The organism is Flavobacterium mesophilum (genome assembly GCF_039581405.1).
GTDB lineage: Bacteria > Bacteroidota > Bacteroidia > Flavobacteriales > Flavobacteriaceae > Flavobacterium.
Genome location: NZ_JBCPXZ010000002.1, coordinates 366,676 through 390,666, shown reverse-complemented (window position 1 = coordinate 390,666; position 23,991 = coordinate 366,676). Strand labels below are relative to the sequence as shown.

Below are 23,991 nucleotides of genomic sequence, written 5' to 3'. Positions count from 1 at the left end.
TATAATATGTATATCAGCCCTTAGCAGTCTGGGTTTATCTTGAAAGATAGAGGTATCCGTCTTTTTTGTTATATTGAATTACATTATTACCGTCTAAAGATTTGTAAGTCACAATGTAGAAGTAAGTTCCTGTTGGCAATCCTTCAGATTTGTTAACAGTAGTTCTTCCTCGTGAAGTTCCATCAAACGCATTCGTTGTATTATTATAGTCAGTGGTTTCAAAGACTAATATTCCCCAACGATTATAGATCTCGACTGTGTTTCCTGGATAACAGGTCAATTCGTCAATACTGTCAATTACAAACACATCATTTATGCCATCTCCGTTTGGAGAGAATGCGTTATGTACTACCACATCGCCACAAGCCAGTACTTTACAATCATCATTAACTTCCATGTTTAGCATTACGCTTCGTGGGCAGTTGGCATCTCTTACTTTGTATTCAAATACATAGTTGCCAAGTGCTAAGCCAAATGGATTTAAAATATTTCCTTGCAGTGCATTTGTTCCGTTTGTGTCAACCCAAGTTCCATCTCTTGGAGTATCAGAAGGTAGGAGTGCAAGCAAGTCAACAAGAGTTGAGTCATCTGTACAAGCTGAACTTGACAAATTCACTACGGCACTTGGAGCAACTGTTATAGTAATTGTACCAGTGTCGCAATTGTCTGGATTTAGTTTTTCACAAATTTGATACGTATAAGTATATGTTCCAGGTACTGTTGAGCTTGTTACATTTAAGTTACCAGAGGCATCTACTGTAATATTTGGATCACTTTTTACATCAGTGGCTTGTGGTAGCAAACTAAAGTTTACTAATTGAAGCGCTAATGGAGACTGATTCAATAAATCATTGCTCAATACATTACCAATTAATCCAAATCGGCCACAACCAATATTTGTAAAACTATCGTCGTTTGCTACAATTGGAGTTTTGCCTACTGTAACGGTTACGATTGCTGTATCGCAGTTTCCAAAGTCAGCATTTTCACAAATTTGATAGGTCAATGTGTAAATTCCTGCTGGCGTATTTGGCGCTACAGTTATTGAGCCGTCAGGATTTAGTGTCAGAGCTCCTTTAGGATCTGGCGTTACCGTTGTCAAAGTAACATCACTTGGATTTACTGGTGAGCCATTTAAAGTATCATTAGTGTAAACGTTGATCACATTTGTTCCACCGGTTACTCCGTTTATTGGTCCTGCAGTATCGTCATTGGCAACAATTGCAAATGTTGGTCTTGAAGTACAATAAGGATCAGCTGGCGGATAATTTACCGTAATTGTCTCGCTAGGGTTTACAGAGATCGTAATGTTAACTGTTGGACGAAGTTTTTCAAATCCGTCTGGAGCCTCAATCCATTTATTATCTTGGAAAACCCATCCCGGCCAATCAACACCATTTCCGTTTTGATCTACTATAGCTCCTGGCCATAATACTCTTCCGCTTAATGGCAAGTCTGTCATTGTAGTAACAACATTGTTATTGCTGTCTGCCCATGCAATCGTTACACCATTTATTGGAGTAAAGTTTAGATTCGTTACAGTATAATCAAGATACGGAACATCGTTCACACAAATTGAAGTTGCGGTAACAGTCATCACTGGAGCTTCGATTGTAATAGTTACTGTTGCAGTATCACAATTTGAAGTTTGGTCAGCTTCACAAATTTGATATACCATTGTTAATGTACCTGCTGGTGCATTTGGCAGAATATCTACAGAACCATCAGGATTCAATTGTAAAAATTCATTTGGAGTTACTGTTGTAATCACTACTTCTGAAGCAGTTATTGGCTGACCTTCAAGTGTGTCGTTTGTCAACACGTTTATTACATTTGGCGTAGTGTGATTCACTCCTGGGAATGGTCCTGCATTGTCATCATTTGCAACAATATCTTGCAATTCTTTACAATTAACTCCAAAGTCAAGATCTAAATGAACTAAATCTTCTGGTGTTACATTTACTATGTATCCATCGGCACTTGTTGTGGTACAAACGGTGTGCATTTGAATTTTGCCAGTTTTAGATGTTGCTTTTTTGTTCGTATTTGCACTTGGCAACACTTTTACTAATCCAGTTGCTCCTAAAGCAGCTGCAACAGCATCTAAGTTCGCATCTTTAACAAGTTTAACTTTGTATTCTCCGTAAGGATTTTCGCTGTCTGGTCTGTTTCTCCAGAAACCTTGAATTCCAACAATTACTTCATCGTGATATCCATTCGGACCATCCACAATAACATTGGCACTCTTATCGTTTCCAAATCCGCCAGCATTTAATTCACCAGCATTTTGCGGACCAACATAGCTTCCGTCGCCATTCAAATCAAGCCATTCCCATTGGCTGTAGTCAATAGCGCCGTTGCTGTCAGGAATATTTTTAGTTACAACGCCGTCATTGTTGGCATCATACCATTCATCTTGAATTCCGTTGCTATTGGTATCATACCAAACATAATCTCCTAAAACTGGAAGTTTTGATTTTCCGTATAAGAAGTCATGTACTTGGAATTTACATTCTTCAAGTGTCGTAAAGAACAAGCTTGAATTTACAGGATATAATTGATAAGCACTATTTAAATTAGCATCTTGAACTTGAACCAAATAACTTCCTGCAACCATGCCAGAGAATGAATACTCTCCATTAACATTAGTAATGCGAATTAAAATTGGACCAGGTGTAGTGCCTTGAGGAATCAATGTAACCGGAACATTCGCAATTGGAGTGTTTGTGTCAACATTGATAACCTGTCCAGATACTTTAACTTTGTAATTTGGTTGTGTAATTGTAACCGTTGCTGTTGCTGTACAAACTTGGCCTTCACCATTTACAGGTGCAGTTGCAGTAAGTGTATAAGTTCCAGCAGGTAAATTAGTATTTCCAACCACTTCGTTATTTGCGTTTGTAATTACAACTGTTGCGCCTGGACTGCTAGTTACAGCAATCGAACCATCAGTTCCATCAAGACAACTTACATTTGTTGGTACACCTGACACAGATACTTTATTGTCAACAGTAAAGGTTTGTACCAATTCTGTTTTGTTTCCAGCACAATCAGTAAGGGTGTAAGTTCTAGTTAGGATATAAGCGTTTCCATCGCAGCCGTTGGCTCCATTGTTAGAATCGCTTACTGTGATTGTTACATTTCCACTGCAATTATCTTTCGCGTCAGTTATATCGCTAGGGCTTCCAGTTGGAATTTCAGCAGTGCTTTGTAATCCTGCTACATCTGCTGGAGCAGTTCCTGTTGGTGGAGTTGTATCTCTAACCGTGATGATTTGAGTAAATGAAGCGGTGTTTCCACTGCAGTCACTTGTTGTCCATTTGCGAGCTAGCGTATATTCAGTTCCACATTCATTTTTGATATCACTTTTAGTTTCAGACAATACAATTGGTAAGTCCCCACCGCCACAGTTGTCAGTTGCCTGAATGTTGGCTGGTTCTGGAACAGCATCGCAAGAAACAGTAATATCAGAAGGAAGTTCACCGTTAAATACAGGTTTAGTAGTATCTTGGATTGTGATTACTTGAGTGAAAGTTTCAGAAGTATTGCCACAATCGTCTTTTACAGTCCATGTATTTGTGTAAGTTCCTGCATTTGAGCATCCTTCAGAAGCTACAAACTGACCGCTTACTTTTACAATGTTTGAAACATCGGTATCACATGCGTCAGTTGCTGTTGGGAATAAGGCTTGCGCCGATGCCAAAGCTTCTGTATTGCTGCATTCTATAGTTGTGTTTAAAGAAGCAGTTTGTGTTGTCCAAGTAGGAGCAGTAGTATCCTGGATGATAATCACCTGAGTGAAAGGTAGTGATATATTGCCACAATCATCTTTCACAGTCCAAGTATTAGTATAAGTTCCAGAATTTCCGCATCCTTCAGAAGCTACAAACTGACCACTAACTTTAATGATATTAGAAACATCAGTATCGCATAAGTCAGAAGCTGTTGGGAACTGCGCTTGAGCTGCCGCAAGTCCTACCGTGTCGCTACATTCTAAAGTTACGTTTAGAGTGCCAGCAACAGTATTCCAAATTGGAGCAGTTTTATCCTCAATGGTAATTATTTGAGTGAAAGTAGCTGATGTGTTTCCACAATCGTCTTTCACGGTCCAAGTATTAGTATAAGTTCCAGAATTTCCGCATCCTTCAGAAGCTACAAATTGACCGCTTACTTTAATGATATTAGAAACATCAGCATCGCATAAGTCAGAAGCCGTTGGGAACATTGCTTGAGCATTAGCAAGTCCAGCTGTATCACTACATTCTAGAGTCGCATTCAATGCTTCTGGAGCAGTTGTCCAAGTTGGAGCTGTTGTGTCTTCAATTGTAATTACTTGAGTAAAAGTTTCAGAAGTGTTGCCACATTCATCTTTCACGGTCCAAGTGTTAGTGTAAGTTCCTGCATTTGTGCATCCTTCGGAAGCAACAAACTGACCACTTACTTTTACAATATTAGATACATCGCTATCACATGCATCAGTAGCAGTAGGGAATAAGGCTTGAGCCGAAGCTAAAGCTGCTGTATCGCTACATTCTACTTTTCTATTTAAAGAAGCTGCTTGCGTTGTCCAAGTTGGCGCTGTAATATCTTGTACAATTATTGTTTGACTAACTGGTAGTGAAATATTTCCACAAGCATCTTTGGCAGTCCAAGTTCTTGTTTTAGTGTATGATCCAGGACAATTTCCAGGAGTAACTGTATCTTCATAAGTTAAAGAAGAAATCGTACCATTCAAATCTGATGCCGTAGCCTGTGCAAATACAGGTTCTTCAGGACAATTGATTGTTGAGGTTGCTGGTAGCGGATCAATTACTGGCAAGATAGAATCGCCATCAATAATTTCAAATGATTCGCTGTGTTTACAGCCTTTAGCATCAGTAATTATCACAGTATAACTTCCAGAAGCTAGATTGCTAGCTGTTGCTGTAGTTTGTTCTGGATTTGTATTCCAGGAGTAGGTATATGGAGCAGTTCCACCAGAAGCAACAACTGTCGCTGATCCTGTAGCAGCACCGCCACAACCAGGATTTATTTGAGATTTTGTTGCAGTTAGAGGATTTGCTGGCTCACCGATTGTCACTGTTTCAGTATCAGTACATCCTTTTGAATCCGTTACTGTTACGATATAAGTTCCGGCAACAAGATTAGTTGCAGTAGCAGTATTTTGAACAGGAACAGTGTTCCAAGAGTAAGAGTATCCAGCAGTTCCGCCAGTAGCCGAAGCCGTTGCAGAACCAGTAGCATCGCCTTTGCAGCTTACGTCTACATGAGAATCAATTGCGGCAAGCAAAGCATTTTCCGGCTCTTTAATTGTCACTGTTTCGGTATCAGTACATCCTTTAGAATCAGTCACTGTCACGATATAAGTTCCCGAAACAAGATTAGTTGCAGTAGCAGTATTTTGAACAGGAACAGTATTCCAAGAATAAGAGTATCCAGCAGTTCCACCAGTAGCAGAAGCTGTTGCAGAACCAGTAGCATCGCCTTTACAGCTTACATCTACATGAGAGTCTATTGCAGCAAGCAAAGCATTTTCAGGTTCTTTAATTGTCACTGTTTCAGTGTCAGTACATCCTTTGGCGTCAGTCACTGTCACGATGTAAGTTCCTGCAACAAGGTTTGATGCAGTAGCAGTATTTTGAACAGGAACCGTATTCCAAGAATAAGAGTAGTTTCCATTTCCTCCTGTTGCAGAAGCTGTTGCAGAACCGGTAGCGTCCCCTTTACAGCTTACGTCTACATGAGAGTCGATTGCGGCAGTCAGAGCCGCTTGTGGCTGGCCGATCTCAACTGAGCATTTTGTTGTGTAGCCCAATTTGTCGGTAACAGTCACTTGATGAGTGCCAGCTGTCAATCCAATAGCCTGAGCTGTAGTTTCGCCGTTGTCCCATAAGTAGGTATATTCTCCATTTCCGCCTACAGCTACTACAGTCGCTTTACCATTGCTGTCTCCGTAGCATTTAGCAGGATCGTCCTGAGTGATGCTGCATGACAAAACATTTGGCTCAGTGATGGTCACTGTACAAGTTGTTTTACATCCTTTAGAATCTGTTACGGTTACAGAATGAGAACCTGCGCTTAATGCAAGAGCTTTTTGAGTAGTCTCGTTGTTGTCCCATAAGTAAGTGTAGCCTCCGTTTCCTCCAAGCGGCGTAACAGTCGCTTCTCCATCACTTAGTCCGTTAGATGAAACGGCTTTGTTCTGTACAACTGAACAGATCAAGACTGCAGTTGGCTCACCGATTGTTACTGTTTCAGTATCAGTACATCCTTTTGAATCAGTAACTGTCACGATATAAGTTCCTGCAGCAAGATTAGATGCAGTAGCAGTATTTTGAACAGGAACAGTGTTCCAAGAGTAAGAGTATCCAGCAGTTCCGCCAGTAGCTGAAGCTGTTGCAGAACCAGTAGCATCGCCTTTGCAGCTTACGTCTACATGAGAGTCGATTGCGGCAGTCAAGGCATTTGTTGGTTCTCCGATTGTCACTGTTTCAGTATCAGTACATCCTTTAGAATCAGTCACTGTCACGATATAAGTTCCAGCAACAAGATTAGTTGCAGTAGCAGTATTTTGAACAGGAACAGTATTCCAAGAATAAGAGTATCCAGCAGTTCCGCCAGTAGCAGAAGCTGTTGCAGAACCAGTAGCATCGCCTTTGCAGCTTACATCCACATGAGAGTCGATTGCGGCAAGCAAAGCATTTTCCGGCTCTTTAATTGTCACTGTTTCAGTGTCGGTACATCCTTTAGAATCAGTCACTGTCACGATATAGGTTCCTGCAACAAGATTAGATGCAGTAGCAGTATTTTGAACAGGAACAGTATTCCAAGAATAAGAATATCCTGCTGTTCCGCCAGAAGCCGAAGCTGTTGCAGAACCAGTAGCATCGCCTTTGCAGCTTACATCCACATGAGAGTCGATTGTGGCAAGCAAAGCATTTTCCGGCTCTTTAATTGTCACTGTTTCAGTATCAGTACATCCTTTGGCGTCAGTCACTGTTACGATATAAGTTCCTGCAGCAAGATTTGATGCAGTAGCAGTATTTTGAGTAGGAACAGTATTCCAAGAATAAGAATATCCTGCTGTTCCGCCAGTAGCCGAAGCCGTTGCAGAACCAGTAGCATCACCTTTGCAGCTTACATCTACATGAGAGTCGATTGCGGCAAGCAAAGCATTTTCCGGCTCTTTAATTGTCACTGTTTCAGTATCAGTACATCCTTTGGCGTCAGTCACTGTCACGATATAAGTTCCTGCAGGAAGATTAGATGCAGTAGCAGTATTTTGAGCAGGAACAGTATTCCAAGAATAAGAGTATCCAGCAGTTCCGCCAGTAGCCGAAGCTGTTGCAGAACCAGTAGCATCGCCTTTGCAGCTTACATCTACATGAGAGTCGATTGCGGCAGTCAAGGCATTTGTTGGTTCTCCGATTGTCACTGTTTCAGTATCAGTGCAACCTTTTGAATCAGTAACTGTCACGATATAAGTTCCTGCAGGAAGATTTGATGCAGTAGCAGTATTTTGAACAGGAACAGTATTCCAAGAATAAGAATATCCAGCAGTTCCGCCAGTAGCCGAAGCTGTTGCAGAACCAGTAGCATCGCCTTTGCAGCTTACGTCTACATGAGAGTCGATTGCGGCAGTCAAGGCATTTGTTGGTTCTCCGATTGTTACTGTTTCAGTATCGGTACATCCTTTAGAATCCGTTACTGTCACGATATAAGTTCCAGCAGGAAGATTTGATGCAGTAGCAGTATTTTGAACAGGAACAGTATTCCAAGAATAAGAGTATCCAGCAGTTCCGCCAGAAGCTGAAGCTGTTGCAGAACCAGTAGCATCGCCTTTGCAGCTTACGTCTACATGAGAATCGATTGCGGCAGTCAAGGCATTTGTTGGTTCTCCGATTGTCACTGTTTCAGTATCAGTACATCCTTTAGAATCAGTCACTGTCACGATGTAAGTTCCAGCAGGAAGATTTGATGCAGTAGCAGTATTTTGAACAGGAACAGTATTCCAAGAGTAAGAATATCCAGCAGTTCCGCCAGTAGCCGAAGCTGTTGCAGAACCAGTAGCATCGCCTTTGCAGCTTACGTCTACATGAGAGTCAATTGCGGCAAGCAAAGCATTTTCAGGTTCTTTAATTGTCACTGTTTCAGTATCAGTACATCCTTTGGCGTCAGTCACTGTCACGATGTAAGTTCCTGCAACAAGATTTGATGCAGTAGCAGTATTTTGAACAGGAACAGTGTTCCAAGAGTAAGAGTATCCAGCAGTTCCACCGGTAGCCGAAGCTGTTGCAGAACCAGTTGCATCGCCTTTGCAGCTAACATCCACATGAGAGTCGATTGCAGCAAGCAAAGCATTTTCCGGCTCTTTAATTGTCACTGTTTCAGTATCAGTACATCCTTTAGAATCAGTCACTGTTACGATATAAGTTCCTGCAGGAAGATTTGATGCAGTAGCAGTATTTTGAACAGGAACAGTATTCCAAGAGTAAGAGTATCCAGCAGTTCCGCCAGTAGCTGAAGCTGTTGCAGAACCAGTAGCATCGCCTTTGCAGCTAACATCCACATGAGAGTCGATTGCAGCAAGCAAAGCATTTTCAGGTTCTTTAATTGTTACTGTTTCAGTATCAGTGCAACCTTTAGAATCTGTCACTGTCACGATATAAGTTCCTGCAGGAAGGTTTGATGCAGTAGCAGTATTTTGAGAAGGAACAGTATTCCAAGAATAAGAGTATCCAGCAGTTCCGCCAGTAGCCGAAGCTGTTGCAGAACCCGTAGCATCGCCTTTGCAGCTAACATCCACATGAGAATCGATTGCAGCAAGCAAAGCATTTTCAGGTTCTTTAATTGTTACTGTTTCAGTATCAGTACATCCTTTAGAATCAGTTACTGTTACGATATAAGTTCCTGCAATAAGATTTGATGCAGTAGCAGTATTTTGAACAGGAATAGTATTCCAAGAATAAGAGTATCCAGCAGTTCCGCCGGTAGCAGAAGCTGTTGCAGAACCAGTAGCATCTCCTTTGCAGCTAACATCCACATGAGAATCGATTGTAGCAAGCAAAGCATTTTCAGGTTCTTTAATTGTCACTGTTTCAGTATCAGTACATCCTTTAGAATCAGTTACTGTCACGATATAAGTTCCTGCAATAAGATTTGATGCAGTAGCTCCAGTCTGAACAGGAACAGTATTCCAAGAATAAGAGTATCCAGCAGTTCCACCAGTAGCCGAAGCTGTTGCAGAACCAGTAGCATCTCCTTTACAGCTTACGTCTATATGAGAGTCGATTGCGGCAGTCAAGGCATTTGTTGGCTCTCCGATTGTCACTGTTTCTGTATCAGTACATCCTTTAGAATCCGTTACTGTCACGATATAAGTTCCTGCAGCAAGATTTGATGCAGTAGCAGTATTTTGAACAGGAACAGTATTCCAAGAGTAAGAATATCCAGCAGTTCCGCCAGAAGCCGAAGCTGTTGCAGAACCAGTAGCATCGCCTTTACAGCTTACGTCTACATGAGAGTCGATTGCGGCAGTCAAGGCATTTGTTGGTTCTCCAATTGTCACTGTTTCAGTATCAGTACATCCTTTTGAATCCGTTACTGTTACGATATAAGTTCCTGAAGCAAGGTTTGATGCAGTAGCAGTATTTTGAACAGGAACAGTATTCCAAGAATAAGAGTATCCAGCAGTTCCGCCAGTAGCCGAAGCTGTTGCAGAACCAGTAGCATCACCTTTACAATTAACATCTACATGAGAATCAATTGCGGCAGTCAAGACATTTGTTGGTTCCTCGATTGTAACTGTTTCAGTGTCTGTACATCCTTTAGAGTCAGTTACAGTTACAGTATATGTTCCAACTTTAAGTCCGCTTGCAATAGCTGTATTTTGAGCAGGAACAGTATTCCAAGAATAAGAGTATCCAGCAGTTCCACCAGAAGCCGAAGCCGTTGCAGAACCAGTTGCATCGCCTTTACAGCTTACATCTACATGAGAATCTATTGCGGCAACTAAAGCATTTGTTGGTTCGTCAATGATTACCTGTTCTGTATCCGTACAAAGATTTGCATCAGTTACTGTTACGATGTATGTTCCAGCTTTAAGTCCAGTTGCAGTTGCTCCAGTTTGAACAGGCACAGTATTCCAAGAATAGGAATAAGCTCCAGTTCCGCCAGTTGCTGAGGCAGTAGCCGAACCTGTGGTGTCGCCTTTGCAGTTTACATCGACTTTTGTATTTACGGCAGCAGTTAACGCAGCTACTGGTTGTCCAATAGTTACAGTATCTGTTTTACTAGAACAAGAATCTGTGATTGTTACAGTATAAGATCCAGCAGGCAGATTTGATACTGTAGGAGTTGTGCCAACTTCAGCGTTGGATGAATTTTTCCAAGAATAAGTCACTGTTCCAATTGCGTTTGATATTGTGCCGGCCGTTACACTTCCAGTACTAGCGCCGTAGCAAAGAACATCTGTTTTAGATGATCCAACAATGGCTAAAGCTCCAGCAGGTTGTGTTATTTCGATAGTTAAAATGCCAGTTGCACAATTATTATTATCTGTAGCGCTAACTTTGTATGTTCCAGCACTCAAATTGGATATGTTTTGTGTTGTAGCAAAGTCGGAACCGTTTTTTGTCCATTTGAAAGTGTATGGACCTTGTCCGCCGGTTGGGTTATTTATTGTGATTGCTCCATCATTTCCTCCAAAGCATTTTACATTTGTTTGCGATGCAACCGTAATAATTGGGCATGGAACATCGGTCATTGGTGAAACAATATCTTGCGATGAATTAGCACAGACAGCATTTTGGAAGAAAAGTTTAGATGTGCTCACTTGTTGACTGCCACACGTATTTGGTTTTGGAGTCAATCGGTATTTTAAAGTAATGGTTTCAACATTTAAGAAATCAATGTTCCAAGCAATTTCTTGTCCTGTAATTGTTGTAGTCCCTTTGGTTACTGAAACTGATCCAATTGTAAAATTAGCCCCTATGGTTTCTTTTTCAAAAGGAGTTCCAGTTATTGCTTTCGCAACCCAAGATAATTGAGTGAAAATTTGAGTATAAATTCCTGTCAAATCAGCACCGGTTTCTGTAAAGAAAGAACCTCCTGACTGAACTGTATTAAGCACATTTTCAGCATTTGTTTGATCACTTCCGCTGATAGCGCCAAAAAGTCCAACAGAAAAAATCTGATTGTTATAAGTCGTTCCTGAAACAGTAACCGTTTTGATATTATTTGCGGCTGTTTGAATAGCTGGCAAGCAAGAACCGCTACAGCTATTTCCGCCAGTTCCTGTTACATTTGGAACTCCATCGGTTAATAAAACCACACTTCTTGCAGTGGCGCAATCGTATGTGGCTCTAGTAGGATCTAACACTTCTCTGGCTTTTACCAAACCATCTTGGATATTGGTACTTCCATTAGCGCTTAATCCGTTTATTACTGATATTAAATCGGCTTGGCCTGAACTGTTAGTCAAATATCTTCTAATTGTAGCAGTTGTACTGTATGTCACAATCCCTACTTTGTTTTTTCCTGTCGGGTTATTGGCGGCAGTAAACATTTTATTGATAAAATCAATAGCAGCATCTTGCGCATACGCTAGAGGTTTAGGGTTATTTCCATCTCCCATACTTCCTGATACGTCAATAACTAAAACAACTTCCAAAGGTCTTGCGACCGGATTAGAACCTTGAATTTTTAATTCAACATCCAATGCTCCGCAAACTCCTGGTGCCACGGTAACTGTTTTTGTCGGCGTGATCGTCTGTGCAAAACCGATGGCTGATGAAAATAAAAAAAGTAACATACAAAACGTTATGCTGGCTTTTTTTATTAAGTGGATAAAGTGTAATGTTTTTTTCATTTTATAGGAATTTAAATTGAAAAACAACTAAATATTTTTGCAGCGAATATTTAATTTTCAGAAGGATTATTTACGATCGTATGTACAACAGTGCTTACTGTGTAATTAGCGCAATTCGATGATGCAGCAGTTATTTGCATGCAATTCCATTTGTTGTATGCCGTACCTTGCGGCACCGTTAAATGAATTGAAAAAGTAGCAGTTTGATTTGCCGAAAGTGAGATAGATGTGATTGGTACATTGCTGTTGTCCAGAAAACTGGCAACCAAATTCACATTTTGAGATGTACTGCTTCCGTCATTATTCGCGCAGTTCGAGTTTATGTTTAAAGCACTTAAATTATAAACATCATCGGAATTTCCCGTATTGGTCAATACCAGTGTAAAATAAGCCCCATTATCACCTGCATTGCTGTAGTATCTGTCTTTTTCAACTCCAAGAGTTGCCTTGCAAGACCCAGATTGCGCAAATGAAACGGTTGTGATTAAACAAAGCAGTAATGAAAATAAGTTTTTTTGAAAGATATTTTTTCTCAGAGAAAAAATTGACTTACAATTTGCTACAAATTTCACCGCTTTTTCAAGAGTAGATTTACTTTTCATAACTTAAGATTTAGTTTTGTGGTATTTATGAAATTTTAACAGAATCAAAATTATATTAGAGTTTTTGTATTTAAATTTTTTTCTCTGTGACTAACCTAAAAACTCGTTTAACTACCTTTTTTTGACTAAAAATTGCTCAAAAAAAAACTTTTTTTTGCCGATTTTAACAATTTTAAATCTTCAATTTTCTTCCTTTTTTGATTAAAAAAGTACTTTTTGAAATTATGTAAATTGCTAATAATCAATTATTTAGTTAAAATTTTACAAATTTGCAAAATATCGATGAAGTGACAGTTTTAATAGATGAAGTACACTTTTTTGTTAAAATAAAAAAGTCAATTTTTTCAATTGTTAAAGTTTTGAGGATTCTGCATTCTTGTTAAAATTTTCTTAGAATGTTAACAGAAATAAAAAATAGAGGAGTATTAAAATTTCTTTTGTAAATTAGAACTTAGAAAGTAGTTTTCTCGTTATGTATTTATTTTTTTAAATATTGTCTTTTATGAAAAACTTAATTTTAATACGACACGCAAAATCAAGCTGGGAAGCGCCTCTAAAAGATTTTGACAGGCCCTTAATGAAAAGAGGAATTTTAGATGCGCATGAAGTGTCTTCAAATATTTCAAAATACTTACCGAAAACTTATATTATATGGAGCAGTACTGCTGCACGCGCTTCGGAAACGGCTCTTATTTTTGCTCAAAATATTTCTTACCCCATCGAAAGCATTGTTTACAAAGACGATCTTTATACTTTTGATGACAAGCAACTCGAAAAAGTTATCAAATCGTGTGATAATAGTTTAGAAAGCGTTATTCTTTTTGGACATAACGAGGCTATTACAAATTTTGTTAATAAATTTGGGGATGTTTTTATAGATAATGTCCCAACTTCAGGTTTTGTCTCTCTTCAGTTTGACACAGAGAGCTGGGATACTCTCAATAAAGGCAAGACACATAAAACAATTTTCCCCAAAGATTTAAAATAAAAAAAGTGTACGAACAGAAATATATCGATAGAGAAAAAAGTTGGTTAGCGTTTAATGCGAGAGTGCTTCAAGAAGCTGCAGACAACACGGTTCCACTTTTAGACAGACTGCGTTTTGTTGGAATTTTTTCAAACAATTTAGATGAGTTTTTCAGAGTTCGGTACGCAGCCATTCGAAGATTAAGCCTCTCTGGTATTTCTGGCGAAAAATATTTAGGCGGAATTTCTGCCCATCAATTAATTAAAGATATTACCGAAATCGTAATTCAGCAACAGTCTGAAAGCTTACGTATTCTTGGAAATATTGAAGCCGAACTAGAAGCTGAAAACATCTTTATCATTAATGAAAGTCAAATTACAAAAAAGCAGGAATGTTTTTTAAAGGACTTTTATATGCAAAAGTTGAGTCCGGAATTGGTAACCATCATTTTGAATGATTTAGCGGTTTTTCCAGTTTTGAAAGACACTTTAGGTTATTTGGCTGTTCGTTTAGAATTGGCAAATGATGAAATTCGATACGCTTTAATCGAAATCCCAAAAAACATCAATCGTTTTGTTGTTCTTCCTTCAGAAGATGATAAACAATATGTAATCTTAATTGATGATGTAATTCGTTATAAACTAAAAAGCATCTTCAATATATTTGATTTTAAAAGTGTTTCGGCACATATGATCAAAATTACTCGTGATGCACAGTTAGATATTGACAGCGACTTGAGTAAAAGTATGTTGGAAAAAATTTCTTCTTCTGTTAAAGACCGTCGAATTGGTGAACCAGTTCGTTTTATTTATGATAATTTAATCGAAGAAGATACACTACAATTCTTTTTGGAAAAAATGAAAATTGTAGAAACAGATAGTATAATTCCGGGTGGAAGATATCACAACCGCCGCGATTATATGGATTTCCCAAATTTAGGACGCTACGATTTATTATATAAACCAAATGAGCCTTTGCCAGTTCCAGGTTTAAGTTTAGATGGAAGTATTTTAGAGAAAATCAGCAAAAAAGATTATTTGGTGCATGCGCCTTATCAATCATTTTCATATTTGACCAAATTTTTGCGTGAAGCTGCTTTAGATCCAAAAGTTACGAGCATCAAAATTACTTTGTATCGTTTAGCTAAAAATTCACAGATTATTAGTTCGTTGATCAACGCGGCTAAAAACGGAAAAAAAGTTGTAGTTCAAATCGAACTTCAGGCACGTTTTGATGAGGCTTCGAATATTTCTTATGCAGAACAAATGCAGACGGAAGGAATTGAACTTATCTTCGGAATTAAAGGCTTGAAAGTCCACAGTAAAATTTGTGTAATCGAAAGAGCAGAAGAAGGAAAAACACGCCGCTACGGCTTTATTTCTACTGGGAATTTCAACGAATCGACTGCGAAAATTTATACTGATGTTACGCTTTTTACCTGTCATCAAGGAATTTTAAAGGATACATCTAAAATATTTGAATTCTTCGACATCAATTATAGAGTGCACAGATACAAACATTTAATTGTGTCGCCACATTATACAAGAACCAAGTTCATCAAATTAATTGATCGTGAAATTTTGCACGCACTTGCAGGCAGAAAAACACACATCAAATTAAAAATGAATAGCTTGTCTGATTTTAAAATGATCGATAAACTTTATGAAGCCAGCAATGCAGGAGTGAAAATTCAGCTTCAAGTAAGAGGAATTTGTTCTTTGATTCCAGGTATTCCAGGAATGAGCGAAAATATTGAAGCAATAAGTATTGTAGATAATTATTTAGAGCATTCGAGAGTTTATATTTTTGGAAATGCAGGTTTAACGGAAGTTTATATTTCATCAGCTGATTTTATGACTCGAAATCTTGATGGAAGAGTTGAAGTTACCTGTCCAATTTATGATCTGGAAATCAAAAAAGAATTGATTGATAATTTTAATATTGCATGGAAAGGGAATGTTAAAGTGAGATATCATTCCTATAAATTAGATAACAAATACAAGCCTCGAAATCATCATGCCCCATTTAGAGCGCAATTTGAAACCTATAAGTATTACCAAAACAAAATTGAGGTAGCAGAAGCAGTTCCTCAAAAAATAAATTAATTAAAACCAATTTTTTCAAATCATAAGTGAGCATGATTAATATTAGAAAATTTGCAGCAATAGATATCGGTTCAAATGCCATGAGGCTCCTGATATCGAATGTTGTAGAACAAGAAGGCAAAGAACCGCAGTTTAATAAAAGTTCGCTTGTCCGTGTGCCAATTCGTTTGGGACAAGATGCCTTTACCGTTGGAGAAATATCACAAGAAAATACAGATCGAATGGTTGATGCCATGAAAGCATTCAATCTTTTGATGAAAGTACATAAAGTGGAGCGCTATATGGCGTTTGCTACTTCGGCAATGCGTGAGGCGTACAATGCCAAAGAGGTTGTGGCCTTGATTAAAAAGAAAGCCGACATTAAAATCGAAATTATTGATGGAAAAAAAGAAGCAGCAATTATCGCTTCTACAGATTTACACCATTTACTAAAAACAGATGAAACCTATCTTTTTGTAGATGTTGGTGGTGGAAGTACTGAGTTTACGCTGTTTTCTGATGGAAAAATGATCAATTCAAGATCATTCAAAGCAGGAACAGTGCGTTTGTTGAATAATATGGTTTGCGATGTAGTTTGGGACGAAATCGAAAAATGGATTAAGACCAATACCGCAGATTATGATGAAGTAACGTTGATTGGATCTGGAGGAAACATCAATAAATTGTTTAAAATGTCTGGAAAACAACAGGAAAAACCGCTTTCATACATTTATATCAATTCACAATATGCGTTCTTAAATTCATTAACTTATGAGCAAAGAATTGCTGAGTTAGGTTTGAACTCTGACCGTGCCGACGTTATCATCCACGCAACGCGCATTTATTTGAATGCCATGAAATGGAGTGGAGCGCGCCAGATTTATGTTCCAAAAATTGGACTTTCTGACGGAATTGTAAAAGCCATGTATTACGGTAAAATCTAAAATTTTTAAGCCACAAATTACACGAATCTACACCAATTGTTTTTTAGTTATTAAGGAAAATTAGTGTGGATTCGTGAAATTCGTGGCATTTTTTTAATAATATATTTATAGCAACATAAATGAATAAAACGAGACTTGAAGCCTTTAGTGATGGTGTTTTGGCGATTATTATCACAATTATGATTTTGGAAATAAAAGTTCCCGAAGGTCATGAGTTTGCCGATTTAAAACCGCTTATTCCTAAATTTCTGAGTTATATTTTGAGTTTTATTTATGTTGGAATTTACTGGAACAATCACCATTATTTGCTTCATGGTTTATCCAAAGTAAACGGAAAAGTGCTTTGGAGCAATCTGCATTTGTTGTTTTGGCTTTCATTGATTCCGGTTTCAACTGGTTGGATGGGCGAGCATAATTTTGAAAAAGCATCAATGGCCTTTTACGGAATTATTTTGCTTCTTTGTGCCATTGCTTATGTTATTTTGCAATATGTAATCATGTGCAATGAAGGTGAGGATTCACCTTTGAGAAAAGCACTAGGCAAAGATTTAAAAGGAAAAGCTTCGGCAGTTTTGTACGTCATCGGCATTATTTCTTCTTTTTATAATGAATGGATCTCTGGTGCTGCTTATTTTACTGTGGCGCTTTTATGGCTGATTCCAGATAAAAGAATTGAACGTGTTTTTAATTCTAACGATTAATTCATGAAAGCTGTTTTTCAGTCTATTCAAGATTTTTCTTCGGAGGAATTAGATCTCTTAGACAGTCTAATTACATTTCGTACACTTAAAAAAGGCGAATTTTTATTGGCTGAAAATCAAGTTTGCAATGAAGTTGTCTTCATTAAAAAAGGAATTTTGAGATCTTTTTTTGTCAATCATAGAGGAGACGAGATCACTAATTGTTTTGCTTTTGAAAATGAATTCATGGCTTCGTTCGCCAGTTTTATTACCCAAGAAAAAGCGGAGGAAAATATTCAAGCTTTAGCCGAAACCGAACTGCAAATTTTAGATCGAAAAGCTTTAGAAAAGCTGTATCAGTCTAGTTTTAATTGGCAAGAAACGGGAAGAAAATTAACCGAATTAGAGTTTGTCAATCTTCATAAAAGAATGGTTTCTTTTCAGAAATTATCTGGCGCTCAACGTTACGAGGAATTGTATCAAAATCATCAAAAATACATACAACTTATTCCGCTTCAATATTTAGCTTCCTATTTAGGAATTACACCAAGACATTTAAGCCGAATTAGAAAAGCTGTTGTTTGAATTTTTATTCTCTCGCAGATTTGACAGATTGAGCTGATTTTATTTATGCTCGCTTGTCATCGCGATGTAGGGAAAACCAACGTTAGTTAATAGAAGACGCAAGTTGTACTATTTTTTCTGTAAAGTGTTTTGCGTATAAAATCTGTGTAAATCTATTGTTATTTTCTAAATCTGCATTGTCTGCTAAATCTGCGAGAGATAAAAAATTAGCGCAATGAAGATTTTGATTTATAGACATTTGTCCTGTAAAAGAAAAACCGCGAATAGTATTTTTGATAAAAACTTAGATATGAAAAAAATACTGATTATAAATGGACATCCAAATGCTGAAAGTTTCAATTTCGGAATTGCCGAATCTTATAAAAAGGGTGCAATAGCTTCGGGCGCACAAGTAGAAACCATTACAATAGCCGATTTAAAGTTCAACCCAAACCTGCAATTTGGTTACCAAAAAAGAACCGAATTAGAACCAGATTTACTCGAATCGTGGGAAAAAATCAAAAGAGCCGATCATTTGGTGTGGATTCATCCTGTTTGGTGGGGCGGGCTTCCAGCAATCACAAAAGGATTTATCGACAGATTATTTTTGCCGGGAATGGCTTTTCAATATAGAGAAAATTCGATTTGGTGGGATAAATTGTTGAAAGGCAAAACAGCGCATATCATCACAACTTTAGATCAGCCAGGCTGGTTTTACCGACTGTCTTTCGGAAGACCAAGCGTAAATCAGCTGAAAAAATCAACCTTGCAATTCTGCGGCATAAAACCAGTAAAAGTAAGTTACATCGGAATTATAAAAGGTTCGGATGAAAACAAAAGAAAAAAATGGCTAGATAAAGTTTATAATTTCGGACTTAAAAATAGGTAAAGAGTTGCCATGAATGACACAAATTTACATGAATTGCTAAAGTTTCTACATCAATAAAAATTAGTGAAAATTAGTGTAATTCGTGGCGATCAAAAAAAATTAATCTTTTAAATCCAATCCAAATGTTGAACGCAAAAGCTCAATATTTGGGTTGATTTCTACAAAACGATTATATCGATCTTGATTGTTGTAAGTTCGTTTGGTTTGTGCTTCTTCATTTACAATTACTTCAATTGTAATATCATGATTGTGCAAATGACCTTTTAAATGTCCTAATAAGGCATTCATCTGGCTCTCAAATTCCAATTTTGAACCTTCGTTTGGCAATTCATAAGTGATTCTAGTTCCTTCTAAAACAGGATCATTGATTAGCAAGATAGATTCCATGATCTTCAAGCCTTTTTGTCCTAAACGTTCTGCATATTTGTTCCAATGCAAGCGCATATCGGTCTCGTTAAATTCTTCTGTAGGCAATACAGAAGTAGGCTTAACATACGATTTGCCGCTTTGTTCCATTTCCTTTTTCTTGCGGATACTAGCAAGAGAAAAAGCAGAAACTTTTGGAGGAGCGCTTAAATCTACTCTAGGTGTTTCTGGAGTTTGAACTTTTGGAGGTTCAGGAGAAACTGGAGCTGTATTTGGAGTATTTGCAACAACGGTATTTGCATTGTCATTTGGATTGACATTGCTATTTGTTTCCGAACTTGGAATTTGGGATTTTGTATTTGGAGTTTCTTTAGTTATAACTTCAACTATAGAAAAGCTTCCGTTTTTATAATAAGTGGGCGGAATTATGAATTGCTCAACTTTTTTTTTTCTCCATCAAAGTTGATAGAGGCTAATTGCATCAAACATAATTCAACTAAAAGTCGCTGATTTTGACTCAATTTATATTTTAAATCACAGTCGTTTGCAATATCGATTCCTTTTAGTAAAAAGTCTTGTGAACATTTTTGCGATTGAACGCCATACATTTGTTGTGCTTGCTCTCCAACTTCAAGCAATGCAATAGTTGAAGGGGTTTTGCTTACCAATAAATCTCTAAAGTGAGAAGCCAAACCAGCAATAAAATGATGTCCGTCAAAACCTTTTGCTAGAATATCGTTGTATGCAATCAATAACTCTGGAATTTTGTTTTCCAGAATCAAATCGGTTACGGTAATGTACGTTTCGTAATCTAAAACGTTTAGGTTTTCAGTTACGGCTTGACGCGTCAAGTTTGTGCCACAATACGAAACCACACGGTCAAAAATAGACAATGCATCACGCATAGCACCATCAGCTTTTTGAGCGATAATGTGCAGTGCATCGTCTTCAAAAACGATTCCTTGACTTTCAGCAACATCAGCTAAATGTTCTTTAGCATCTTTTACGGTGATTCTTTTGAAATCAAAAATTTGACAACGTGATAAAATCGTTGGAAGGATTTTGTGTTTTTCTGTTGTTGCTAAAATAAAAATAGCATGTTTTGGCGGTTCTTCTAATGTTTTCAGAAAAGCATTAAAAGCGGCCGAAGACAACATATGAACCTCGTCAATGATATATACTTTATATTGTCCAGTTTGTGGCGGGATACGAACTTGATCGATAAGATTACGAATATCATCAACCGAGTTGTTTGAAGCAGCATCTAGCTCAAAAACGTTAAAAGCAAAATCTTCAGTAGGATCGTCATATCCAGGCTGATTTATTTTTCGAGCCAAGATACGAGCGCAAGTCGTTTTACCAACTCCACGTGGTCCTGTGAATAAAAGAGCAGAAGCCAAGTGATTGGTTTCAATAGCATTCAACAAAGTGTTGGTAATGGCTTTTTGCCCCACAACATCCTTAAAGGTCTGCGGGCGATATTTACGTGCCGATACTACAAATTGCTCCATATTCTTTTTTATTCGATAGCAAATATAGAGTATAATTTAATGATTTAAAAATTTAAAAATTGAAAGATTTTTAAGTGGTTGAATTGTAGAAAGAAAAAATAATTTTTGTTTGAAATGAGAAAAAAAGTAATATTTTTATTGCAAAGCAAAAGAACATTTTTAAAAATATAACTTAGAGAAAATGAACGCAAAGCAGATCGTTAGATTAAGCAATGTTATTGGGATTACTTCAATTCTATTATTAGTGTATTGGGTATTTACTTTTATCACAATTCAGGTTTTTGGATTGAAAGTGTTTAGAGAAAATTTGACCGATACATTTTATTTAAGCATTTTAGGGATTCTTGCTATGATGGTGGGGTCTCTAATTATTAATTTGATGTTTAATTTGACTAGAATTGCCGAGAAACATAATTTGGATCCTGTAAATACTAAATCTAGCAAATTGAAATTTTTGACTTTGATTTTAATATTTCCGTTAATAGCCATAATTCTTTTTGGAGGCGATTATTTAACAACTGCTAAAAAAGAAAAATTGCTAATCAATTCGGCTGAATCAATTATTGCCGCTAATAAAGTGAATAGCGATAAATTGGTTAATTACAATTTTTCTGAAAGTTATATAAAAGAAACGGCTGATATCTTGCGTGTCTTGTCACGAACCGATACAAATTTCCCTAACGTCACAGTAATCGTAAAAGATTCATTGAAAGGTTCATCGGTTTATTTAGGGTTCAATGATTATTTCGAAGGAAGTTTAAAAGATACCATAAAACCTCAGAAAAGAGAATTTATTCATAAGACCACTAAAGAGGAAAGAGATTATTTGAAAAGTGTTTTCGAAAAAGACAATGATGAATTACGCTATCGTTCGAATGATGGTAATTATGAATTGTTTTATCCTTATAAGAAAAACGGAAAGAAAATAGTTCTTTATTTTTCGGATTATCAGCGTTATGGGAAGCTTGGTAGTTAAGGGTTTATAATAAATTATAAAATCATTTTACATGAAAAAATATTTAATACTTACTGCAATCGTTTTTTGTTCCGTTAAAATTCAAGCACAAACCGCTCAAGATACTTTAGAAATTAAAAAAGTAGCATTGGCCTACATTGAAGCACAACATACTCCAAATCCGAAGTTGATGGAAAGTGCACTGCATCCTAGAATGGTGAAACGTTCGGTTTTTAGAAATAAAACGGCACAGAAAGATTATATCTCAGAATTCTTCGCTGAAAATATGATTATTTTGGCGGAGACGTATAATGTAAAAGGCGATAAATTTCCAAAGAATCCAAGAAAAGAGGTTAAACTTTTGGATGTTTCTGCTAAAACAGCATCGGTTAAATTACTCGCTGACACATGGATTGATTATATGCACATTGTAAAGACAAATGGAGAATGGAAAATTATAAATGTACTTTGGCAATATAATGATGTTTCACAGCATGAGTAATAACTTTAGAAATATCAAATTTTAATGTTTTTTTATTATAAGAAAAAGGATTCCGTAAGATTGTGAATATTAATTACGAAATAAAAAATAAGAGCAATATGAATTTAAAAAATATATTTTTAGGAATGACCACTCTTTTGTTAGTTGCTTGTGGTCGTTCGGACGCAGAAATTAAGAACGATATTACTGAAGAATTTAAACTTTACAAAGGTGTAAATTTTGATGTAAAAGAGGGCGTAGTTACAATTTCAAGCAAACCTACTGATGAAGATTTTAAACAATACATACAGCGCAAAGTTGAAAAAATTAAAGGAGTCAAATCTGTTGTAAACAACTGCCAAATTTTTCATCCAAAAGAAGAGAAAGAGAATAAAGAATCACACATTCCTTTACCGCCAGCTCCACCTTCTCAAAAAAGTAATCCTAAACCTGTTGATACTAAATTTGATTATGAATTAAATGTAGCAATAGGCAATGTAGTAATGGATTATGCTGGGGTTAATGCTACAGTTTATGATTATACAGTTGAGCTTACTGGGCCTATTAAGAAAGAGCAATTGCCTGAGTTGATTAAAAGAATAAAGGATTTGACAAAAAAAAAAATTGTAAACAAATTAATTGTTAGATAGTAAAGTCGGAATTGGCTTTTTGCTGGAAAACATATAAATCCCGCACCAACATCATATAATCTTTTGAATTGTAATCTGTTTAATTTTAGATAGTTAATTGTTAAATGAAACTATTATGAAATTTAAATCAGTTTTACTAGGGATAAGTCTTTGCGTGGCTTTGGCATCTTGCAAGCCAAGCGACGGAGATATTGAAAAAGCGATAGCAGAAAAACTTAATGACACTCCAAATATACACGTCGCAGTACATGATGGCGTAGCCACGATTACTGGAACTTGCGAGGACGAAATTTTCAAAAAAAATATTGAAAAAAGTGTAAAAGCTACAAAAGGAGTTAAATCAGTTGTAAACACTTGCCAGATTGCCAGTGCCAATGAAGAACCAGCTGCAGCGACTGTTATCATTAATTCAGATACCGATTTGGATAAATCAGTCAGTAAAGTAGTAGATGCTTATGATGGCGTGAGCGCTACTGTTGTTGGGGGTGTTGTGACGCTTTCGGGAGAAATTGAAAAAGGCAAATTACAGCCTTTGATGCAAAGCATTCAAGAATTGAAGCCTAAAAAAGTAGATAATAAGTTAATTGTTAAATAAGGAAGTCATGAGTTTACAAGACAAATACCAAGCAGTAACAGATTTGGCTTCTGAATTAGGAATTACAAATCTACAAGTTAGAGAGCAAGATCATGTTTTATATATTGATGGTAAAGCAAATTCTGCTGCAGATAAAGAAAAATTGTGGAATGCCTATGAAAAAATCGATCCAGAATATAGATCGGCAGATGTTGTTCTGAATATTGAAGTTGAAGAAGGTGTTTCAAGAGAATATACAGTTGAAATTGGTGATTCCCTTTCCAAAATAGGAAAAGCATACGGAGTTTCCTGGCAAGATATCTTCGAAGCAAATAAAGATATTATTTCAAATCCCGATTTGATTCAGCCGGGTTGGAAGTTGAAAATACCAACGGTTTAAAATTTGAAAAGATTCCAATAAAAAATTCCAAATTCCAATTGTATAGCTTTATAATTGGAATTTGGAATTTTTATTTTAAAGTTTCAGGATTGGATTTTAAATTTATCTTCCCCTAATACTTAAATCAAATAAAAACTTTGCGGTTTCTTGATCTGAATCGGCTGAAAAGCCAGCAACATAAACTCCTTTTTTTCCAGAAGTAGATTTAATTCCGTATACAACTGCCTCATCGCCCGGGTCTGATTCCCCCTCGTATCGATACACATGAACAATTTCAAATTTCTCAGGATTTTTTTTAATCACGTCAGCATTTCGATTAAAATCACATGTAAATCCTTTCTCATTCAATTGATCTAAAGCTTTTGAAACAGTTGCGTAATGATACATTCTTTTCATGATAAACTGAATTTAAAAATTATGGAATTTTAAAGATAACTATTTTAAAATTAAAATGT

Annotated in this window: 16 protein-coding genes; 11 read left to right on the top strand and 5 right to left on the bottom strand. The window is 36.9% G+C overall.

Annotated elements, in window-relative coordinates; all coding sequences use genetic code 11:
- Positions 1 to 34: 34 nt before the first annotated feature.
- Together AAYQ19_RS06170 and AAYQ19_RS06165 are read right to left on the bottom strand one after the other, a co-directional pair.
- Positions 35 to 11,869 (bottom strand): HYR-like domain-containing protein, encoded by an 11,835-nt coding sequence (locus AAYQ19_RS06170; protein ID WP_343534994.1) that lies wholly within the window; start codon positions 11,867 to 11,869, stop codon positions 35 to 37.
- A gap of 50 nt (positions 11,870 to 11,919) precedes the next feature.
- Positions 11,920 to 12,471, bottom strand: coding sequence for an Fn3-like domain-containing protein (locus AAYQ19_RS06165; RefSeq protein ID WP_343534992.1), 552 nt, complete (start codon positions 12,469 to 12,471; stop codon positions 11,920 to 11,922).
- Between the two features lie 502 nt (positions 12,472 to 12,973).
- On the opposite strand from AAYQ19_RS06165, the gene AAYQ19_RS06160 reads away from it, so the two are divergent.
- The 6 genes from AAYQ19_RS06160 to AAYQ19_RS06135 all read left to right on the top strand — a co-directional run bounded on the left by AAYQ19_RS06160 (position 12,974) and on the right by AAYQ19_RS06135 (position 18,599).
- A complete protein-coding gene (locus tag AAYQ19_RS06160) occupies positions 12,974 to 13,459 on the top strand; it encodes a SixA phosphatase family protein (RefSeq protein ID WP_343534990.1) in 486 nt (161 codons plus the stop codon).
- Positions 13,460 to 13,464: 5 nt separating this feature from the next.
- Complete coding sequence (gene ppk1 / locus AAYQ19_RS06155) at positions 13,465 to 15,543, top strand: polyphosphate kinase 1 (protein WP_343534988.1); 2,079 nt, start codon at positions 13,465 to 13,467, stop codon at positions 15,541 to 15,543.
- Between the two features lie 32 nt (positions 15,544 to 15,575).
- Entirely contained in the window at positions 15,576 to 16,466 is an 891-nt protein-coding gene (locus AAYQ19_RS06150) for a Ppx/GppA phosphatase family protein (protein WP_035650761.1), read from the top strand.
- Between the two features lie 119 nt (positions 16,467 to 16,585).
- Positions 16,586 to 17,167: a TMEM175 family protein gene (locus AAYQ19_RS06145; protein WP_343534982.1), complete on the top strand. Its 582-nt coding sequence runs from the start codon at positions 16,586 to 16,588 to the stop codon at positions 17,165 to 17,167.
- 3 nt (positions 17,168 to 17,170) lie between these two features.
- On the top strand, positions 17,171 to 17,731 hold the full coding sequence (locus AAYQ19_RS06140; RefSeq protein WP_343534980.1) for a Crp/Fnr family transcriptional regulator: 561 nt from the start codon (positions 17,171 to 17,173) through the stop codon (positions 17,729 to 17,731).
- Between the two features lie 289 nt (positions 17,732 to 18,020).
- Complete coding sequence (locus tag AAYQ19_RS06135) at positions 18,021 to 18,599, top strand: NAD(P)H-dependent oxidoreductase (protein ID WP_343534978.1); 579 nt, start codon at positions 18,021 to 18,023, stop codon at positions 18,597 to 18,599.
- A 99-nt stretch (positions 18,600 to 18,698) separates the two neighbouring features.
- Here AAYQ19_RS06135 and AAYQ19_RS06130 read toward each other — a convergent pair whose 3' ends face one another.
- Positions 18,699 to 19,115: a DUF8439 domain-containing protein gene (locus tag AAYQ19_RS06130; protein ID WP_343534976.1), complete on the bottom strand. Its 417-nt coding sequence runs from the start codon at positions 19,113 to 19,115 to the stop codon at positions 18,699 to 18,701.
- Between the two features lie 275 nt (positions 19,116 to 19,390).
- Positions 19,391 to 20,476 carry a DNA polymerase III subunit gamma/tau gene (gene dnaX, locus AAYQ19_RS06125; RefSeq protein WP_132989018.1) on the bottom strand — a complete coding sequence of 362 codons (1,086 nt, stop codon included), beginning with the start codon at positions 20,474 to 20,476 and terminating at the stop codon, positions 19,391 to 19,393.
- A gap of 181 nt (positions 20,477 to 20,657) precedes the next feature.
- On the opposite strand from dnaX, the gene AAYQ19_RS06120 reads away from it, so the two are divergent.
- The 5 genes from AAYQ19_RS06120 to AAYQ19_RS06100 all read left to right on the top strand — a co-directional run bounded on the left by AAYQ19_RS06120 (position 20,658) and on the right by AAYQ19_RS06100 (position 23,536).
- Entirely contained in the window at positions 20,658 to 21,452 is a 795-nt protein-coding gene (locus AAYQ19_RS06120; RefSeq protein WP_343534972.1) for a hypothetical protein, read from the top strand.
- 31 nt (positions 21,453 to 21,483) lie between these two features.
- The gene (locus AAYQ19_RS06115) at positions 21,484 to 21,933 is read left to right on the top strand and encodes a nuclear transport factor 2 family protein (protein ID WP_343534970.1); all 450 of its coding nucleotides are present in this window, start codon (positions 21,484 to 21,486) and stop codon (positions 21,931 to 21,933) included.
- Between the two features lie 98 nt (positions 21,934 to 22,031).
- Positions 22,032 to 22,562 carry a BON domain-containing protein gene (locus AAYQ19_RS06110; RefSeq protein WP_343534968.1) on the top strand — a complete coding sequence of 177 codons (531 nt, stop codon included), beginning with the start codon at positions 22,032 to 22,034 and terminating at the stop codon, positions 22,560 to 22,562.
- Between the two features lie 115 nt (positions 22,563 to 22,677).
- The gene (locus tag AAYQ19_RS06105; RefSeq protein ID WP_343534966.1) at positions 22,678 to 23,157 is read left to right on the top strand and encodes a BON domain-containing protein; all 480 of its coding nucleotides are present in this window, start codon (positions 22,678 to 22,680) and stop codon (positions 23,155 to 23,157) included.
- Between the two features lie 7 nt (positions 23,158 to 23,164).
- Complete coding sequence (locus AAYQ19_RS06100; RefSeq protein WP_343534964.1) at positions 23,165 to 23,536, top strand: LysM peptidoglycan-binding domain-containing protein; 372 nt, start codon at positions 23,165 to 23,167, stop codon at positions 23,534 to 23,536.
- A 102-nt stretch (positions 23,537 to 23,638) separates the two neighbouring features.
- Here the strand turns inward: AAYQ19_RS06100 and AAYQ19_RS06095 are convergent, their stop codons facing one another.
- A complete protein-coding gene (locus AAYQ19_RS06095; RefSeq protein WP_132989012.1) occupies positions 23,639 to 23,932 on the bottom strand; it encodes an SH3 domain-containing protein in 294 nt (97 codons plus the stop codon).
- Positions 23,933 to 23,991: the final 59 nt, after the last annotated feature.

Bases quoted from the DNA above. Each gene is read 5' to 3' on its own strand.
- AAYQ19_RS06170 (WP_343534994.1), bottom strand. From the start codon at position 11,869: ATGAAAAAAACATTACACTTTATCCACTTAATAAAAAAAGCCAGCATA.
- AAYQ19_RS06165 (WP_343534992.1), bottom strand. From the start codon at position 12,471: ATGAAAAGTAAATCTACTCTTGAAAAAGCGGTGAAATTTGTAGCAAAT.
- AAYQ19_RS06160 (WP_343534990.1), top strand. From the start codon at position 12,974: ATGAAAAACTTAATTTTAATACGACACGCAAAATCAAGCTGGGAAGCG.
- AAYQ19_RS06150 (WP_035650761.1), top strand. From the start codon at position 15,576: ATGATTAATATTAGAAAATTTGCAGCAATAGATATCGGTTCAAATGCC.
- AAYQ19_RS06145 (WP_343534982.1), top strand. From the start codon at position 16,586: ATGAATAAAACGAGACTTGAAGCCTTTAGTGATGGTGTTTTGGCGATT.
- AAYQ19_RS06140 (WP_343534980.1), top strand. From the start codon at position 17,171: ATGAAAGCTGTTTTTCAGTCTATTCAAGATTTTTCTTCGGAGGAATTA.
- AAYQ19_RS06135 (WP_343534978.1), top strand. From the start codon at position 18,021: ATGAAAAAAATACTGATTATAAATGGACATCCAAATGCTGAAAGTTTC.
- AAYQ19_RS06130 (WP_343534976.1), bottom strand. From the start codon at position 19,115: ATGGAACAAAGCGGCAAATCGTATGTTAAGCCTACTTCTGTATTGCCT.
- dnaX (WP_132989018.1), bottom strand. From the start codon at position 20,476: ATGGAGCAATTTGTAGTATCGGCACGTAAATATCGCCCGCAGACCTTT.
- AAYQ19_RS06120 (WP_343534972.1), top strand. From the start codon at position 20,658: ATGAACGCAAAGCAGATCGTTAGATTAAGCAATGTTATTGGGATTACT.
- AAYQ19_RS06115 (WP_343534970.1), top strand. From the start codon at position 21,484: ATGAAAAAATATTTAATACTTACTGCAATCGTTTTTTGTTCCGTTAAA.
- AAYQ19_RS06110 (WP_343534968.1), top strand. From the start codon at position 22,032: ATGAATTTAAAAAATATATTTTTAGGAATGACCACTCTTTTGTTAGTT.
- AAYQ19_RS06105 (WP_343534966.1), top strand. From the start codon at position 22,678: ATGAAATTTAAATCAGTTTTACTAGGGATAAGTCTTTGCGTGGCTTTG.
- AAYQ19_RS06100 (WP_343534964.1), top strand. From the start codon at position 23,165: ATGAGTTTACAAGACAAATACCAAGCAGTAACAGATTTGGCTTCTGAA.
- AAYQ19_RS06095 (WP_132989012.1), bottom strand. From the start codon at position 23,932: ATGAAAAGAATGTATCATTACGCAACTGTTTCAAAAGCTTTAGATCAA.